The sequence below is a fragment of the Myroides profundi genome (assembly GCF_000833025.1).
Classification (GTDB): Bacteria; Bacteroidota; Bacteroidia; order Flavobacteriales; family Flavobacteriaceae; genus Flavobacterium; species Flavobacterium profundi_A.
This window is the reverse complement of record NZ_CP010817.1, coordinates 755,883-774,480: the sequence shown is the minus strand read 5'-3', so window position 1 is coordinate 774,480 and position 18,598 is coordinate 755,883. Positions and strand designations below refer to the sequence as shown.

At 34.1% G+C, this 18,598-nt stretch carries 12 protein-coding genes; 7 read left to right on the top strand and 5 right to left on the bottom strand.

Annotated elements, in window-relative coordinates; translation table 11 throughout:
• Positions 1-4: 4 nt before the first annotated feature.
• Positions 5-2,833: a TonB-dependent receptor gene (locus MPR_RS03480; RefSeq protein WP_041889164.1), complete on the bottom strand. Its 2,829-nt coding sequence runs from the start codon at positions 2,831-2,833 to the stop codon at positions 5-7.
• Positions 2,834-3,103: 270 nt separating this feature from the next.
• Here MPR_RS03480 and MPR_RS03475 point away from each other — a divergent pair, with 270 nt between their 5' ends.
• Together MPR_RS03475 and MPR_RS03470 are read left to right on the top strand one after the other, a co-directional pair.
• Positions 3,104-4,108 (top strand): GlxA family transcriptional regulator, encoded by a 1,005-nt coding sequence (locus MPR_RS03475; protein WP_041889161.1) that lies wholly within the window; start codon positions 3,104-3,106, stop codon positions 4,106-4,108.
• Between the two features lie 102 nt (positions 4,109-4,210).
• Positions 4,211-4,822 carry a DJ-1/PfpI family protein gene (locus tag MPR_RS03470; protein WP_041889157.1) on the top strand — a complete coding sequence of 204 codons (612 nt, stop codon included), beginning with the start codon at positions 4,211-4,213 and terminating at the stop codon, positions 4,820-4,822.
• A gap of 14 nt (positions 4,823-4,836) precedes the next feature.
• On the opposite strand, the gene MPR_RS03465 is transcribed toward MPR_RS03470, so the two are convergent.
• Positions 4,837-6,216: an MFS transporter gene (locus MPR_RS03465; RefSeq protein WP_041889156.1), complete on the bottom strand. Its 1,380-nt coding sequence runs from the start codon at positions 6,214-6,216 to the stop codon at positions 4,837-4,839.
• Positions 6,217-6,303: 87 nt separating this feature from the next.
• Here MPR_RS03465 and MPR_RS03460 point away from each other — a divergent pair, with 87 nt between their 5' ends.
• On the top strand, positions 6,304-6,663 hold the full coding sequence (locus tag MPR_RS03460) for a winged helix-turn-helix transcriptional regulator (RefSeq protein ID WP_041889154.1): 360 nt from the start codon (positions 6,304-6,306) through the stop codon (positions 6,661-6,663).
• Positions 6,664-6,902: 239 nt separating this feature from the next.
• Here the strand turns inward: MPR_RS03460 and MPR_RS03455 are convergent, their stop codons facing one another.
• The 3 genes from MPR_RS03455 to MPR_RS03445 form a co-directional block, all read right to left on the bottom strand.
• Positions 6,903-7,772, bottom strand: a complete 870-nt coding sequence (locus tag MPR_RS03455) for an IS3 family transposase (protein ID WP_432416612.1) — start codon at positions 7,770-7,772, stop codon at positions 6,903-6,905.
• A gap of 32 nt (positions 7,773-7,804) precedes the next feature.
• Positions 7,805-8,338: a transposase gene (locus tag MPR_RS18090; RefSeq protein WP_052472632.1), complete on the bottom strand. Its 534-nt coding sequence runs from the start codon at positions 8,336-8,338 to the stop codon at positions 7,805-7,807.
• A 133-nt stretch (positions 8,339-8,471) separates the two neighbouring features.
• Entirely contained in the window at positions 8,472-9,707 is a 1,236-nt protein-coding gene (locus MPR_RS03445; protein ID WP_041895150.1) for an ABC transporter permease, read from the bottom strand.
• Between the two features lie 7 nt (positions 9,708-9,714).
• Between MPR_RS03445 and MPR_RS03440 the strand changes: the two genes are divergently transcribed.
• From MPR_RS03440 to MPR_RS03425, 4 genes are all read left to right on the top strand, one after another.
• Positions 9,715-10,932 carry an exo-beta-N-acetylmuramidase NamZ family protein gene (locus tag MPR_RS03440; protein ID WP_041889152.1) on the top strand — a complete coding sequence of 406 codons (1,218 nt, stop codon included), beginning with the start codon at positions 9,715-9,717 and terminating at the stop codon, positions 10,930-10,932.
• Positions 10,933-10,990: 58 nt separating this feature from the next.
• On the top strand, positions 10,991-12,502 hold the full coding sequence (locus MPR_RS03435; RefSeq protein ID WP_041889150.1) for a histidine kinase: 1,512 nt from the start codon (positions 10,991-10,993) through the stop codon (positions 12,500-12,502).
• Positions 12,503-12,607: 105 nt separating this feature from the next.
• Entirely contained in the window at positions 12,608-15,199 is a 2,592-nt protein-coding gene (locus tag MPR_RS03430) for a zinc-dependent metalloprotease (protein WP_041889148.1), read from the top strand.
• Positions 15,200-15,232: 33 nt separating this feature from the next.
• On the top strand, positions 15,233-18,595 hold the full coding sequence (locus MPR_RS03425; RefSeq protein WP_041889145.1) for a SusC/RagA family TonB-linked outer membrane protein: 3,363 nt from the start codon (positions 15,233-15,235) through the stop codon (positions 18,593-18,595).
• Positions 18,596-18,598: the final 3 nt, after the last annotated feature.

Here is an 18,598-nt window from a genome sequence, read left to right as displayed (position 1 = left end):
GTATTTATAGATTAAAATTTATTTCCATTCCGAAGTAAGGGTCTCTTAGCCCCTTTCTGTTTACCTTAGTCCCATTCACAGAATATGGAGCATAGTAGGTAAATAACTTATTAGCGAACATAGACACTGTGATCTGCTTGTTTCTAAAGCTCTTAGATAGCTTTAAGTTCACATCCATCAGCATAGGTGTTCTCCTAGATTTATCAGCATTGCTATGTTGTGGGATTACTAATTGTTCTAATAATGTTCCCTTTGCCCCTTCTGCATCATAAGGTCGTAATTCTCCATCTACTCCTACATAGTAGCTAGGCATTCCATTCATCGGTTCATTCTTTGCTAAGTAGTACCAGTTAAACTGAAATGAAGTAGAGAATTGTAAATCTAGTTTAGGGATGTACGTATCTAATAATAGATTACTATTTAGCTGTTCATATTTGCTCTTAGGTTCCATCTCATCGTATAGTCCTAGGTACGGATAAGGCTTACCATTCACATTTGCATTAGAGTTACCACGTCTATAGGTTGGTAAGCTATTGCCTTGTTTAGTTCTAAACCATGCCCCATTAATTGTAATACGAGTATTAATAACAGGTATTCTATTAGAACTATACTGAAACTCTATTCCTTCCTTATCTGTTCTACTACCATTACGAGAGACATTGTATAAGAAGTTTTCATTAAACTGCTCATAAGGAAGATCTTCTTTATTAGGTGTACTTGTGATATGATCATGATCTATACTAGAAGTATCATATCTCTTATAATCAAAGATTCCATACTGGTTCATCGTTCTAAACCCGTTGCTCATTCTTTCTTTAAACACCGTAAAAGTCAGCTGATGAAAACCCCAATTCAAATCTAACCTAGCCTCTAGCTTATTGTTTAAAGCAGGTGTCAATGCTTTGTTCTGTGGGTCAAAAACGCTCGTTTTATAATTAACTGTACGATAATCAGGATTACTATGAAAATAGTTTAACTGCTGAACGTCTCTATAATATTTCTCAGGATAAAGAAGATTTAGGTCAGGGAATAGTCTCTGCTGTCCCCATCCTAACGTTAAGTCTACTTTTGCTTCCTTATTCGCTACTACAAAAGAGGGTAATGTCCATTGTACATTCACACGTGGATCGATATACATCTTTCCACTCATAGTGAAATCATTAGACAAGTTTTGCATAATAGATCCTCTCGCACCTAATGCTAATGTTAGACCGTGTTGTCCAAATTTCGCAGAAGAAATATGCTCTGCAAACAAAGCCGTCGTTACATAAGCAGGAATATCCTTATATGCTCTATTTCTATAAGTAGATTTAGGATCTAAAGGCTTATAGATATCATAGACCTGACCTCTACCGTTATTCTTACTATACTGCCAATCAATACCAGCACGTATATCTGTAGAAATAGCAGACATCTTATAACGAAATGCACTCACTACCTTAGCGAAGATATCTAGTGGCTTACCATCTACTACGCTCTCTGCAATATAATTAGCCGTAGGAAAAAAACCATCGTACTCACCATCCACCGTAGAAAGTGGCAATGCTGTAGCTGCCTCTAGCTGTACAAACTTTGTCTGGTTAATCTTATCGAAACGTTGATTAAACGTAGTCTGTAATTCTATACTTCTAAAGAAGGATTCATTTCTACTCTCATAAGTCACTATATTACTCAGACTATAGAACTGATTATCCACTTTATATTTATTCGCACCTGTCAGGTCAATATCTGGATCAGACTTAGCATCATCTATAGACCCTGTATAACTTAGATTAGATACCCAAGAGAACAATCCTCCATTGTTTAAATTCTTATCCTTACTCACGCGTACAGTACCTGTCACACGCTTATAACTCTCTAAATCATTGCGAGGTTCTGGTTTAGCATTTAGATAATCTAACCCTACATTTACCTTAAAGCTACTATCCTTAGATTCAAAACCTTTATTAACCGCAAATAGTTTACTATATCCATCTGCTTTAAAACGTGCTTGCCATTTAGAATATCCACTCTTCTTCGTGATCTTTACTACACCAGAAGTAAGGTTACCATATTCTACAGAAGGGATTCCTCTTATGATTTCTACTTTCTCTATTTGGTCTGTTGATATTGTACGCATATCAACACCTGAGCTAATATTGATATTCTTATTAACACCTGATGAAACATTATCCATATAGCCATAAGTATACTGAAGGTTTGCACCCGAGTTCAGTTGTGCTCCATCTACTACAAATAAAGTCCCAAGAGAAGAAGTGTCATATTGTTTATTTCCAACACCCCCTATATTAGAGCTTACTCTACCTACTTCTCTCAGTTGTATTTTATTGACACCACCTAGATATGGATCTTGTGCTCTACCCCCTGGTACTAATTCCATTAAGTCAGCAAAACTAGAAGGCTGTAGATGTTGCATAGCTCTTCTATTAATCACAGAAGTACTCGTAAGTCCCGTTCCTTCTTTAGCTGTAATCACGACTTCTTCTAATTGATTCGTTTCAGCCTTTAAGACAACTGTAAAATTATTGTGCGTTAAGGTATTTAGCTTTTGGCTGTAAAAAGAATAACTGATGTGCTGTACTTCTAAAAGGTAGTTATCAGGCACTAGTTTAAAAGTTACTTCTCCTGCCTCGTCTGTAAGTTCTAAGACAGACTCTTTATCACTTTTTAGCATCACCACAGCTGTAGGAATAGCCATTCCATACTCATTCTGCACTTTGATCGAGATAGGAGGACGAGTATTCTGCCCATAACTGATAAAGTGAATGAATAGCGATAAGATAATAATAGTTAGTTGGGTTGGTCGTGTGATAATAGTAAAGTGTTTGAGCATCACGACTGTATTATGTTTTATGGGGCAAATGTATAATCTAAAATCATTCTAAACAATATTATTTAGAAGTAATTTAAATAACAGAACTCAAAACACAGTCAAACAAGCTTTTAACTGACAAAAATTAACATTTATTCTCAAATCAATCTAAATAAAACAATACTTGATTCATTAATGTATCTTCAATTATGGCAGAAAAAGTACGTTATGTGTCATTTATACATCATAAAGCCTTCTTACCTTTGTCTTATCATAAAACAAGATAGCAGTATGAATACCCCACTACATCATATCGGATTTCTATTATTACCTCAAGTACAGCTACTGGACTTCGCAGGGCCGAGTGATGTATTCAATACTGCTAATCAACTCATAATCAAAACAGCTACATCCGCACTTACTCAATATCAAATCCACTTAATCTCTGGAACAGTAGACAAAAGTGTAATTACTAGTGCAGGCATTAGTGTACAGTGTGATTATACCATTTATGACCAACATATTCCTTTAGATACGTTACTCATCGCTGGGTCTAAGGCAGACCTAACGCATGAGTATGATCCAGCTGTGTTGCATTGGATAAAGGGAATACAACCTACTGTAAAGCGTATAGGTTCTATCTGTATAGGGGCTTTTTTACTAGCCAAAACAGGATTACTAACCAATAAAAAAGTAACTACACACTGGCAATATGCTAAAGTGCTTCAAGATACTTACCCTTCTATTCGACTAACCTATGATCACTTTTATATCAAAGATGACAATATCTATACTTCTGGAGGAATTACTTCTGGTATAGACTTAGCGCTAGCCTTAATAGAAGAAGACAATGGATATACCCTAGCCTCTGATGTATCACGATATCTAGTAGTGAATCTAAAAAGAACAAACACACAAGAACTCTATAGTACATTAATCCCTGCTGATATAGACCTCACTCCATTAGTTAGAAAAGTAAAACAGTATATCACAGATCATCTAACTCAGCAAGCAGTGACTATTGCAGAACTTGCAGATCATGTCTATATGAGTGAACGCAATTTTTCTAGGGTATTTAAGAAAGAAACAGGAATGACTCCAGGTGCTTTTAATGACTGTGTAAGGATAGAATATGCTAAGCGTCTATTAGAATCTACAACTTACTCTATAGTAGAAATAGCTACTCAAGTAGGATATACTTCTGATCATGTATTTAGGAAAGCATTTGCCAAACTGGTCAAAGTCACTCCTACTCATTATAGAAGTGTGTACCAATCTACGAGAATTAACCTTTAGCATTTAGTTACCCAACTAAATAATCACGAATAACCCAAGACAATACCGATATCGAAGCCAACCTTCGACAGATCTTCTATTGCCTTTTATCAACAATAAAATATGACAACAACAAACCGCCCCCTTAATGTAGCCTTTATCATTTTTGATCAAGTAGAAGTACTTGATCTAAATGGTCCATTAGATGTATTCGTCAAAGCGAATGTACTTAAACCCAACAGTTATAATCACTACTTAGTCTCTGTTACAAAAGAAGTAGTCAAAACAGAAGCGAACACTACGCAAATAGTACCTCAATACAGCTTCGAAGATTGTCCTACACCTGATATCATAGTGTTACCAGGAGCTAACCCTGACATTGTCATGAACTATCTACAAGACGAGTATTTCCAAAACACTTATACTTCTTGGATTATAAATCAACACCAGCAAGGTGCTCTGTTATTTACAGTCTGTACAGGTAGTCTACTGATGAGTAATACGGATGTATTCGATGGCTTAGAGATAACGACTCACTTTATGGCACTAGAGGCTCTTAAACAAGCTACCCCTAAAGCTAAAGTAATAACGGGTGTACGCTATGTACATCAAGATACTGTATTGACTACTGCAGGTATCACAGCAGGTATAGATGGTGCTCTATATTTAGTCAGTAAACAGCTTGGTGAAGAAATGGGACAAACCATCGCTCAATTATTTGAATACAAATCATAAAACCAAAAGGCGACTTAATTACTAAGTCGCCTTTTATAGCTTATCAAAAAAACGAATCCAGTCATGATCAATAAAACAATCATGATTACAGTCGAATTAAAATGACCGTCTATACTCCCAAAATAAGATTGACCAACAATACTTACTCCTAAAGCTATGCTTAATTGTTGTAAAGTGAGGTATAAACTTGAACCTATAGAGGTAATATCAGTAGGCAAACTACTCAGTGCATAAGTGAACATAGAAGGAAGAACAACACCACACCCCATACCGTACTCAAATAATAATAAAGCTACTTCATAAAAGAGAATATACTCTCTACTTAATAACCAGTAGTGTCCTACTAATCCACCTATCATTAACAGTAAACCAAAAAGCATAAATCGCTCTTTGTACTTAGATAAGAATTTTAATGATAGAAAGGAAGCGATAACATATCCTACACCTTGGAAAGCAAACAATAATCCTGTCTGTGTAGCTGTATAATCAAGTTTTAACTGAAAATGATTCGCATAAATAAAGAAGTATGAATCCTGTACTAAGGAGTAAAAAACTAAGGCAATCAAGGCTACTGCAAATGTCCTATAGGTAAAAGGTTTAAAATCTATAAGCACATTGATAGATTTCTTATAATTTTTAAACTGAATCACTAAAAATAATACAATGCATATGATAGCATTCACTAATACTAACAATAAAGTAGTCGTCCAGCCATAATCTGCTCCAGTCACTAAACTATACATCAGAAGTACCAATAAACACACCATCACAAGTTGAGATAGAGGTTGTATCTTCAAGTCTCTTTTGCGGTCTATCTCTACTAATACACCCCATGATAGTATCCCAACAATAAATGCAATTGGTACATTGATTAAAAATATTAGTCTCCATCCTCCAAATGCAAAATCAAGATCTGGGAGTATTCCTCCTAATATTTGTCCTAATACAGAAGATATCCCTGCTATCGCACCATAGATAGAATACGCTCTACGTCTCTCTTCCTCTATTACAAAGATACTAGACAGTAAAGTCACTCCCTGAGGTATCATAAATGCCCCACTTATTCCTTGAAACAATCTAAAAATATTCAACGAATGTATATCCCAAGCTAAACCACATAATAACGAAAACACACCAAAACTAAACATTGAAAGAATGAATATTTTCTTATGCCCATATTTTAAACCAACTTTACCCGATGTGATCAAGAATGCTCCATAGCCTATTACATAGTACACAATGATCAATTGGATATCAGCTACACTAGCGTGCATAGCTACTCTAATCTTAGGAATGGCAACATTAACAATAAACAAATCTAACACACTTAAGAAGATAGACATCGAGATCAAGAATAACATAATTCTCTTTTTGACTGTTGAAATATTTTGCATTGATTACTTACTATTTTTTATAATTATCTTTGCAAAAGTGACAGATATATCACTTACAGTCAAGTAGGTAAAAATTAAAGACTAAGTATGAAAAACAATACTAATACTGAAAATGAGCCGAATACATTAGAAAATAATTTAAACTATTTTGAAAATAACGGTGTTATACAACAGGCTCTTAAAACTATCTCTGGTAAATGGAAAACATCTATCATCAAAACCATAGCTGCCCAGTGCCCTAAGAGATTCGGAATATTAAAGAAAGAGTTAGATAATGTAGCCCAAGGCACACTGACTACTGTACTAAGAGAATTAGAACAAGATGGTCTATTACATAGAGAAGTATACGCTGAAGTACCTCCTAGAGTAGAATATATGCTGACAGAAAAAGGAAAGAGCTTACTCCCTATACTTGATCAGTTAGAGAAATGGTATACCACTGAATGATTCTTTGCTACAATTAATATAGAACATTTGTTCAGTCTTTTTTGAGATAAGATTAGTGTACTTCCTTAATATATCCATAGTAACTCCGTTATTTTAGTCAAAAAAACGGACTCACTACGGACTCATAACGGACTCACTACGGACTTACCCCAAAACAAAATTGTCTCGTCCTACTATAACTGTACAGTTATAGTTAATAATCCTACTTAATACTGTACAGATTTTTATTAATCCTTTTATTACTGTACAGGTTGTTGTTTTTGTTTATTAGTCTTGTAATAATTCTTCCATCTCTTAGTTAGAATACCTGTCTTTAAATGAGCTTGATTTGGAGTTAACCTATCACAACTATCATGAGGTCTAATTTGGTTATAAGCTTCTATACTATTCTTAATTTTATCAATCGTTTTTTGATAACCTAAACTTGAATAGTTTAAATCAAATTCACCTTTAATTATACCATTTACACGCTCAGCTATTGCATTATCTCTTGGTTCACCACCTTGTGTTGTACTAATAGATATGTTGTTTTCTATCAGTATTTTAGTATAAACACTACTGCAGTATTGACATCCTCGATCTGAATGATGAATAAGTTTCTCTGTATAAATCCTGTTCTTTAATGCCATTTTCAAGGCTTGTAAGCATCCATTAGTGGTTAAATCTAAGCTAAAACTATAGCCCATTATTTTATGAGAATAAGCATCTGTGATTAAACTTAAATAGCCCCAAGTATTATTTAACCTGATATAGGTGATGTCACTTACCCAAAATTGTTCTGGTCTAGTAACTTTTACTCCATTATACAAGTCTAAATACTGTCCTCTCCAAGCTCTGGAGTCTGTTGTATATGCTTTGCGCTTTCGTTGCCTAACCAACATTTTATGACTGTCTAATAAATCAAACAGATAATCTCTTCCTACGCTTATATTGTGCGAACCTAAGCGTTCTTGTAACATATGTTGAAGTTTTCGAGTACCTACTCTTGGTAGAGTAGCTCTAATATTTAAAACTTCTTGAAGAATAATCTCATCTTTAATAGATTGACTTGCGTATCTGTCTATTGACTGATAATAAGCACTTCGAGTTTTACCAAACAGTTGACATATTTTTTTTATTCCCTTATTAGGGTATAAGAGTTTTACTTCTTCAACTGCTTGGAACCAGACTTTTTTCTGATATCAATATCCAAACTTTTCTCTGCTACATCTATCAATGTATTTAAAGCTACTATCTTAAATTGTGCCTCTGATAAAGCCTTTTTTAAAGCTTTAATTTCTAAAGATTCTGTATTGGATGTTTTTTCTTCCATAAGTGACGGAATAACAATTTCATTACAAATATCTATGTTTTTATTATAATTAACTAACAACCAGTTATTTATTGTACTTATACTTTCTACACCATACATTATACAGGCTTCTTGTGCTGTCATATGGTGTTCTGTAATACTATGAACTACTTGACGTTTAAGGCTTTCTGAATAAACTTTATTCTTACGTGTAGCATGATACTCGGGACTTGCATATTTCTTAACCCAACGATTTAGCGTAGATTTATTTAGGCTATACTCGCGAATTACCGAATTTTGACTTGCTCCATTCTCTATTTCTTGAACTATTTGTTCTATGAATTTTAAATGATAACGCTCTTTGTTTTTTGGTTCTCTTCCCATCTTTTAATGTTTTAAAAACTGTACAGTTTTTTTAGGACGGGTCAAATGCACTCACTCCAAAAGCAAAACAGCCTCTAATACTTCCGAAATAGAAGCACTAGAGGCTATTTATATATTTTAAAAATCCTTATTATTAATCGTAACGAATCGCTTTTATAGGGCTAATCTTAGTAATCATATAGGATGGAATAAGCAATACTAAAAATGCAATGACTATTACTCCTAAATTTAATAAAAACACATCGCTAAATCGAATCAATACAGGAGCTTCTCTCACATAATAAGCCGTAGAATCTAACTTAATCAAACCAAAATACTGTTGTATATACAATAACCCTAATCCTATAAGATTACCATAAAGCAATCCTTTTACTATCAGGTATGTCGCATTGTATAAAAACACTTTTCTAATCGCCCAGTTATCAGCACCCATAGCTTTTAATATTCCGATCATCTGTGTACGCTCTAGTATTAGTACTAATAAAGCTACTATCATATTAATAGACGCTACCGCAATCATAATAATAATGATAATCTTTATATTAAAGTCAAACATATCTATCCAACCAAATACATTACTATACTTGTCTACAATAGTCTTACTGTCTACTGTAGAAGGTAAATTCATATAGAACTCTTGGCCTTTTTGTTCGATCTGATCAAAGCTATTTAATACTACCTCAAACCCTCCTACCTCATTTGCCTTCCATCTATTCAGGCGCTGTACATGCTTTATATCTCCTATTACAATATTCGCATCGAACTGCTGTAATGCCGAATTATAAATCCCTACAATCTCAAACTGACGAACATTTGGAATCTTATTTCCCCATTCTTTCATAAAGTAAGTCGTAATCTTATCTCCTACTTTAAAGTGCATTCTATCTGCTATATATTGAGACAGCAGTACTTCATTACTCATTCCATCAGCCGATTTCGGCAATCTCCCTTCTACTAGATAATCCTTGATCTCGTTTAAATCATAAAGAGAGTCTACTCCTTTATAAATAATTCCCTCAAAAGAATCCTCTGTTCTTATAATACCAGCCTTAGAGGCATAAGACTGTATTTTCTTTACTCCTTCTATATTCTTAATATCATCAGACTGTACTACACTTATATCTATCGGCTTAAGTGTAATATCTGTAACATTACTATCATAATTAGTTATTACGATATGACCGCTAAAAGCTGAAATTTTATCTCTAATTTTGTATTTCAATCCTAAACCTGTTGCAACAGAGATAAGCATCATGATCATGCCTAATGCAATAGCTGTAATTGCAATTTTAATAATTGGTGCGGATACACTACTTTTATAATTCTTAGTAGTGACAAGTCGTTTAGTTATAAAATATTCTAATTTCAAAATAAATATGATATCGAATTCAAGTTTCAAAAATACATTATTATTCTTAGTCTGTCTATTAGCACTAAGTGTTAATTTTAATACTTATGCAAAAAACACCTCTAATACACATGATAATAACAATACGATCTCAGTAGGAGCCGAACGATTATCTGCTTACTTTGAATTAGTAAAAGGCAAAAATGTAGGAGTACTGACTAACCAGACAGGAGTGATTAAAAATGCTGATGGCTCTTATACCTCTACAGTGGACTTCTTGTTAGAAAACAAAGTAAATGTAAAGAAAATCTATGCCCCTGAGCACGGCTTTAGAGGTACAGCTGATGCTGGTGAACTTGTAAAAGATGGCAAGGATACGAAGACAGGCTTACCTATCATTTCTCTATATGGGAATAATAAAAAACCTTCTGCTGATCAATTAAAAAACATTGACATTATATTATTTGATTTACAGGATGTAGGAGCGAGATTTTATACTTATATTTCTTCTCTACACTATCTAATGGAAGCGTGTGCAGAACAGAATATCCCAGTTATCGTATTAGACAGACCTAATCCTAATATCGCGATTATAGATGGTCCTACATTAGATATGAAGAATAAAAGCTTCGTAGGAATGCATCCTATTCCTGCGATGCATGGAATGACAATAGGTGAATATGCTAAAATGATCAATGGAGAGAAATGGTTAGCGAATGGAGTACAGTGTGACCTGACTGTAATCTCTGTAGATAACTATACTAGACAGATGAGCTACTCACTACCTGTAGCACCATCACCTAATCTACCTAATGATCAGGCTATAAATCTATATGCTAGTTTATGCTTCTTCGAGGGGACTAATGTTAGCTCTGGTAGAGGGACAGACTTACAGTTTCAGATATATGGTTCACCTTTCTTAACGAAAATGCCTTATCAGTTCACTCCTAAGCCTAACGCTGGTGCTAAAGATCCTATGAACAATGGTAAACTGTGCTATGGAGAGAATTTATCTAAAGAGAATAAAGTGTCTAAAATAGAACTAAGATGGTTGTTAAAAGCATATAATAGCTCTACGAATAAAGATAAATTCTTTACTAACTTCTTTATAAAACTAGCGGGTACTGCTGACTTAAAAGCTCAAATCACAGCTGGTAAAACAGAGAAAGAAATTCGTCAATCATGGCAAAGTGGGCTAGACAAATTTAAGATTACACGTCAGCCTTATTTACTATATCACAACTAACTTATAAACTTCAGCAAGGACATTGAAGAACAAAATATTTATATCGCGCAAAACCTTTATGGCTATCGGAATCGTTATTCTAATGATTACGATAGGTGCTATATATATGTTGAGTTCTTCTATTAATCAAAGCAATGAAGACACTTATAAGTATATCACCTCTAAAAACTTTTATCAAAAGCTACGTTCGTTAGAACTAGAGTTTAATAAAATAGATCGTCATCTAAACTCTCTAGACCATATTACTAAAAACACTCCAGTAGGTCAACTTTCTCTAAAGTATGAGACGCTTAATCAGATGTATAACCTAGATGGTGTAGTCTCTCTAAACTGGTACTTCAGAGTAAATCAGAACAATGAGATTATAGAGGCTCATATAGGCAGAGATAAAGAGATAGATAAGGATAATATATTCAATAAAATAATCTTAGCGAACCCTGATCATTCTCATAAAAACACTTTTGTAGAACAAAATGGTTTCCAATACTGGCTGATGTATCACAGTACGCCTATCGCTAATAACGAACGACTGATTTATGGTATCGTGGTAGATATGGCGCTATATCATAAATATCTAACGAATATAGATGTGACGACACCAAACTACGCTTATATATTCACTAAAGACGGGTTATGCATTTATCATCCAGAAGATAGTCTGATGGGTAAAAATGTATTTGAGCTTAGTAACTTCTCTGCTCAAGATACCGTTCGCAAAACAGATCCTGCTAATCCTCCTATCGTTAACTCTGAGTACTTAAACTTAGAAGTATTCCGATTTATCAGTCCTTTTAAATCCGAAAACTTCTCTGGCTATATTACGGTCAACTTTCCCAAGTTTAACGTGGATGATAATATCAAACCGATTAGACGCAATACGATTCTTATCTTTCTGACAACCGTAACTATTCTATTCTCTCTGTTTTATATCTTTAGTATGGCGAATAAAAAAGCCTATCTAGAGAAAGAGTTATTAGCTGTAGAAAATGAGAAGATTAGTAAAGAGAAAGCTTTAATTCAATTGCAACAATTAAAGAATCAGATTAATCCTCATTTCTTATTTAATTCGCTGAACTCTCTCTATATGCTTATAGAGCTAGAGCCTAAAACAGCACAGAAGTTTACATTAAATTTAAGTAAAACTTACCGTTACTTAATAACACCTCCTGCAGAAAACATTGTAGACATAGAGAATGAAGTAGAGTTTATAGAAAAGTATATCACGCTACAGAAAACCAGATTTACGAAAGAATTACACTTTGATTTACTTGATCAAAGAACAGAAAAATCACATCAAAAAATTCCGTTTTTAGGATTGCAAATCTGTGTAGAAAATGCGCTTAAACACAATATAGCTACTACAGAACATCCTTTATTTATAGAGATATTAATCCATGATGATGAAGTAATTATCACAAATAATTATCAACCTAAAAAGACTACTTCAGAGAGTGAGCTTTTTGGTCTAAAATACTTAGATTCAATCTATAACTATTATAACGTTATAGGATACGAGACAAAATGTGAAGAAGGTAAATTTATTTGCATTTTGCCTTTGATCAAATGTTAAAGTTATCCACTCACTCCCCTATTCCATCCATTCACTCCCAAAAATTTTAAGCATAGAGGTAAGTCAGTTAGTTTTATAGTGACTTAATAATAACTTAACATAACAATGGATAAAAACACGGTTAAACTAAGTATCAGTGCTTTAATATTTTCTTACTGCCTGGCACAGGTACCACCAGTCTATGCTGCTAAGAAAAAGAACACCCCAAAAACTGAAAAAACAGTAACCACAGAAAAAGACTCAACAGATAGTAAAAAAGATGACTATGCTGACCTAATCAAAAAGGGAGTCTATACTAAAGGGATGTTTAATACGATTCAGGTAAAAACTGATATCTATTTTGAAATCCCAGACAGCTTACTAAACCGTCAATTTTTAATTGTTAATAAATTATCTCAAGTTCCTTTAGAAGTGAATGATGCTGGTGCAAATACTGGTATGAACTATGAGAATAAACTGATTACATTTCACAAAGATACGATTGCAAAAAAAGTATGGGTTAAAACAATCACCCCAAGAGTTTCTTCTCCTGCTGATGATGCAATTACTAAATCAGTAAAAACAAACTTTATAGAATCAGTACTAGAAGTATTCGACATTGAAGCTCAAAGTCCAGATTCTACAGCTACTGTAATTAAAGTAAATAAAGTTTTTGACGGAAATCAAAAGAGTTTTAATGATGTATTAAATGGACTAGGTCTTCCTACGTCTATTAAAACAAACTTATCTTATATAGAGGGAGTAAAGACATTCCCTGAGAATATCGTAGTTAAATCTCTATTAACAACAAGTGTTAATGAAGGTTCTGGAGACTTACCTGTATCTTTAGGAGTAACGAGTAATATCGTATTACTATCAGAGAAACCTATGCAACCACGTATAGCTGATAAAAGAGTAGGTTACTTCACAGAGAAACATTGGTTCTTCAGTGATGCGCAACACAAAATGAAAGAACAAGAGTTCATCACGAAGTGGCGCATGGAACCAAAAGAAGAAGATGTAGAAAAATATTTAAGAGGTGAACTAGTAGAGCCTAAAAAACCAATCGTATACTATATAGACCCTGCTACTCCACCCCAATGGAGAGCTAAAATTATAGCAGGGGTACACGATTGGCAAGTAGCATTCGAAAAAGCTGGTTTTAAGAATGCAATTATTGCTAAAGAACCTACTGAAGAAGATAAAGATTTTGATATCGATGATGTGCGCTATTCTGTAATAACGTATGCTGCATCTCCTAAATCTAATGCTATGGGGCCATCTGTAATAGACCCTCGTAGTGGAGAGATTATCGAATCTGATATCATCTGGTGGCATAATGTAATGACTTCTGTTCATAGCTGGATGCGTATACAGACAGGTCCTATTGACCCTAAGGCTAGAGCGAATAAGTTCACTGATGAGCATATGGGAGAAGCTATACGCTTCGTATCATCTCATGAGGTAGGACACACTTTTGGTCTAAAACACAATATGGGTTCTTCTTATGCATTCCCAGTAGATTCTCTACGTTCAAAAGAATTCACTGATAAAATGGGAGGTACTGCTCCATCTATTATGGATTATGCTCGTTATAACTATGTAGCACAACCAGAGGATGGTGTAACTGCTATCACTCCGCAGATCGGTCTATATGACAAATATGCTATCGAGTGGGGTTACCGTTGGTATCCAAATCAAGAAGAAGAAAAAACTGCACTTCGCAAAATGATAGAAGATCATCAGGATGATCCTATGTACTTCTATGGAGAGCAACAAAGTTCACTAAACATCGTAGATCCTCGTTCTCAATCAGAAGATCTAGGAGATGATGCTATGAAAGCTAGTGAATACGGATTAAAGAACTTAAAAATAGTAGTAGATAATATTATTCCTTGGACATACGAAGAAGGAGAGGATTACTATGAAGCTGGTAAATTATACATGGGAGCTATAGGACAATGGCAAATGTATAATCAACACGTGTTAAACAATATCGGAGGGGTTTATCTAAACCATGCAGTATACGGAAACAACAAAAAAGCATACGAGCCTGTCCCTTACGAGAAACAAAAAAGAGCAGTAGAGTATTTGGCTAAAAATGCTTTACATATTCCAACATGGTTGTTCTTTAATGAAGTAGTTGAAAACACATATAGCTTAAAAGACTCTCCTGTAGGTCCATTCGAATACTCACCATATTCGTTAGCTAGAGAACTACAATATTCTACACTGTACTACACCCTAATGGATGAGCGTTTATTACGTCTATTAGAAAATGAAGTACAACAAGTAGAATTAGGTAAAGAGAAAAACTTTACGATAAATGATTTGTTTTCAATGCTTAATAGTGAGATTTTTGCACCCACAAAAAAAGGAAAGAGTTTATCTATCCTAGAGCGTATGACTCAAAAGAACTATGTGGATGCTCTAATCATAGATGTAAACAAGCTATTCGAAAAGACTAGTAAAAAAGGTTTACTAACTGCGCACTCTCTTCAGTTCCCTACTCTATGTAATCATGTAGAAGAGGATAACAAGTTGAGAAACATTAATTACACTGTAATGAAGCGAGTATCAGAAGTTACTTCTTACAAGAAAAGTGAATTAATGAATATCAAAAACATTCTGAATAAAAAGAAAAACAACGGAGATAAAGCTACTCGTGCACACTATGCTGATCTAATCAATAGAATAAACGAAGCTTTAAATCTATAGAAATAAACTAACCCCAATTTTATTAAAGGAAACATGAAAAAACTTTTTCTCCTTTTCTCACTCCTTACTATTTCTCTTGCCTTCGCGCAAGAGAAAAGAGTGATCACTGGTCTTGTCCAAGATAGCGTGGACAAGCTAGGATTACCTGGTGCCTCAGTAATTGTAGAGACACAGACAGTGTCTAATGCTACATCACAAGCAGGTATCGTAGAAAGTACTAGTATTGGTACTATGACTGATTTTGATGGTAACTTTACCTTAGAAGTACCACAGGATACTAAAAGCATTCGTATCAGTTTTATCGGATATGAATCTAAATTAATCACTTTAAATACTAAAGGTCATTATGTAGTGACTTTAGGTGCTGACCCTGATATTTTAAATGAAGTGGTTATCACAGGATACCAAACAATCGAAAAAAGAAAGCTTACATCATCAGTAGCTCAGGTGAGTATGGCTGAAATCAACCAAACTGGTGTAGCTAGTGTGGATCAGATGTTAGCTGGACAAGTAGCGGGTATGGCAGTAGTGAACCAAACTGGTGCTCCTGGTGCTCCTGCTAAGATTAGAATACGTGGTACGGCTTCTTTATCTGGAGCTCAAGATCCATTATGGGTACTAGATGGTATGCCACTAGAAGGTAACGATGTACCGAACTTTAATGATAAAGATAATATCGATCAACTTCAAAATTTCTCTATTGCAGGATTAAATCCAGACGATATACAAGACATTACGATTCTAAAAGATGCTTCTGCTACAGCTATCTACGGAGCTAGGGCAGCTAATGGAGTAATCTTAATCACAACTAAGAAAGGGAAAAAAGGTGATATGAAAGTAAACTTTACAGCTAATACTTTTGTAAACCAGAGACCTGACTTCAAGAAATTAAACTTAATGAACTCGGATCAGAAAGTTGATTTTGAGTTAATGTTAGCAGGAAGATCTGATATATTTAATGATCGATCTAATCAAGGTGAAGTAATGCGTATCTTAAATGGAAGTAATGAATTAGATATGTATAGAAACGGTGGCTTTGATGCATTATCATCTGCTACTCAAGCTTCTATTAACAACCTTAGAAAAACAAATACAGACTGGGGTAAAGAAATCTTCCGACCTACATTCAATAAACAATATGGACTAAGTCTCTCAGGTGGTTCTGATGTAAATGATTACTATTTCTCATTAGGATACTTTAATGAAGAAGGAACAACTATCGGTACAGGATTTGAACGTTTTAACATTACCTTAAAAGATAACTATCAAGTAAGTGATAAGCTTAAAGTAGGAATATCTCTATTTGGAACACATTCTAAAAAGAATAATTTCGTAACAGATGCTGATGCTGCTATTAACCCTATTAACTACTCTAGAAATGCAAATCCATACTTAGCTCCTTACAATACAGATGGTAGTTATATGTACGATAAAGATATCTCAGGATATGAAGATAGATACGTACCTTTTAACTTTGCAGAAGAAAGAACGAATACAAGTTATGAGTTAGTTAATAAATCTTTTAAAGCTGTATTTGATTTAGAATACCAAATCTTGAATGATTTAAAATTAACCTCTCAATTAGGTTTACAACTTGACAAAAGTGATACAGAAAAGTATTTAGGAAAAGAGACATACTCTACACGTAAGTTTAAAGAAGCTACTAGATATTATGATAGAGCTACTAAAACATATAAGTATTTCTTACCTGATGGAGGTATTATAGAAAACTTTAATGATGATATGTTCCAATACAACTGGAAAACACAGGCTACTTATAACGCAATCTTCAACGATATGCATGAAGTAGATGTAATGGCAGGTATGGAGATTAGAAAATCTGATCAAACAATCATTAAGTCAAAAGGTTTTGGTTATGATGCTAATACCTTAACTACTAAACCTATTATATTCCCAGAGGGAAGTACAGAATCAAAAGAAAAAAAATATGAAACTTATAAAAAGACTGTAAACGAAAATGCTTATGCATCATTCTTTGCAACTGCTTCATATACATACAACAGAAAATATACTGTCTTTGGAAGTGTAAGAGCCGATGGTTCTAACTTATTCGGTGTTGACCCTAAATACAGATACGTACCACTATGGGCTGTCTCTGGATCTTGGGATGTAACAAGAGAAAGTTTTATGGAAAACTTAGATTTCGTAAGTAATCTACGTTTACGTGCTTCTTATGGATTACAAGGAAATATAGACAAAACAACTTCTCCATTCTTGATTGGAGAATACAATACATCAACAATATTACCAGGATATCCAGGGCAAACAATACAGGTAACTGCTGCACCTAATGGTACTTTGCGTTGGGAGAAAACAACAAATACTAACCTAGGTTTTGATTTAGGTTTGTTCAACAATAGAATTTCTATTGGATTTGATGCCTACAACAGAAAAAGTACAGACCTAATAGGTCTTAAAGCATTACCTCTTGAGACAGGGTTTGAATTTACAAATATGAACTGGGCCCAAGTAACGAATAAAGGGTATGAGATTGCTATTACAACTAGAAATATCTCTACACCTGATTTCTCTTGGACTACAACGTTCAACTTCGCTCGCAATAAAAGTAAGGTAGATAAAATTCAAATATTCGATAACGAGACTTTACCATCAAGAGAAGGATTACCTGTAAATTCAGTATTCCATATTAAAACAGCTGGTTTTGATGAAAAAGGGAACTTATTATTCTGGAAAGAAGGTGAAAAAGTAACAGGAAAAGAATTCTTTAAATTATATGATCCTATGGCTGATTTCATGCCTGGTTATATGGTTGATACCAATCTGACCCCTGAAGAGTACCGTAACTTATATTCTTATGCAGGTGATAAAGATCCTAAATTCACTGGAGGTCTTATTAATACAGTAAGAGTTAAGAACTTTGATCTAACAGTATCTGCTGCTTTTAACATAAAGCAAACGGTACAAAAAACACCTTCTTACAATGCAGCTAAAGTTGACCCAGGAAGAAATTATACAACTGATTTATTAGATATATGGTCTCCTAATAACCCTAACGGATCATTGCCTGGTTTACTTGCTAATGATAATCAAGGAAATTATAATACAGATAATGACAATTGGATGTTAGCAAAATGGTTTGATGGTGGAGATAGTGGAAACTCTTATAAATACTTAGATATCTGGACTAAAGAAATTAGTTATGTTCGTATTAGTAGTATTCGTTTAGGATACTCACTACCAAAAGACCTATTAAGAAAATTAAATGTTGATAATATCAGATTTACAGTTGAAGGTCGTAATTTATTTGTATTTGGAACAAATTATGATGGTTATTTCGATCCAGAAACGTATGGTAATATCTATACACAACCAATCCAAAAGTCATTCACTCTAGGATTAAATGTAACTTTCTAACAT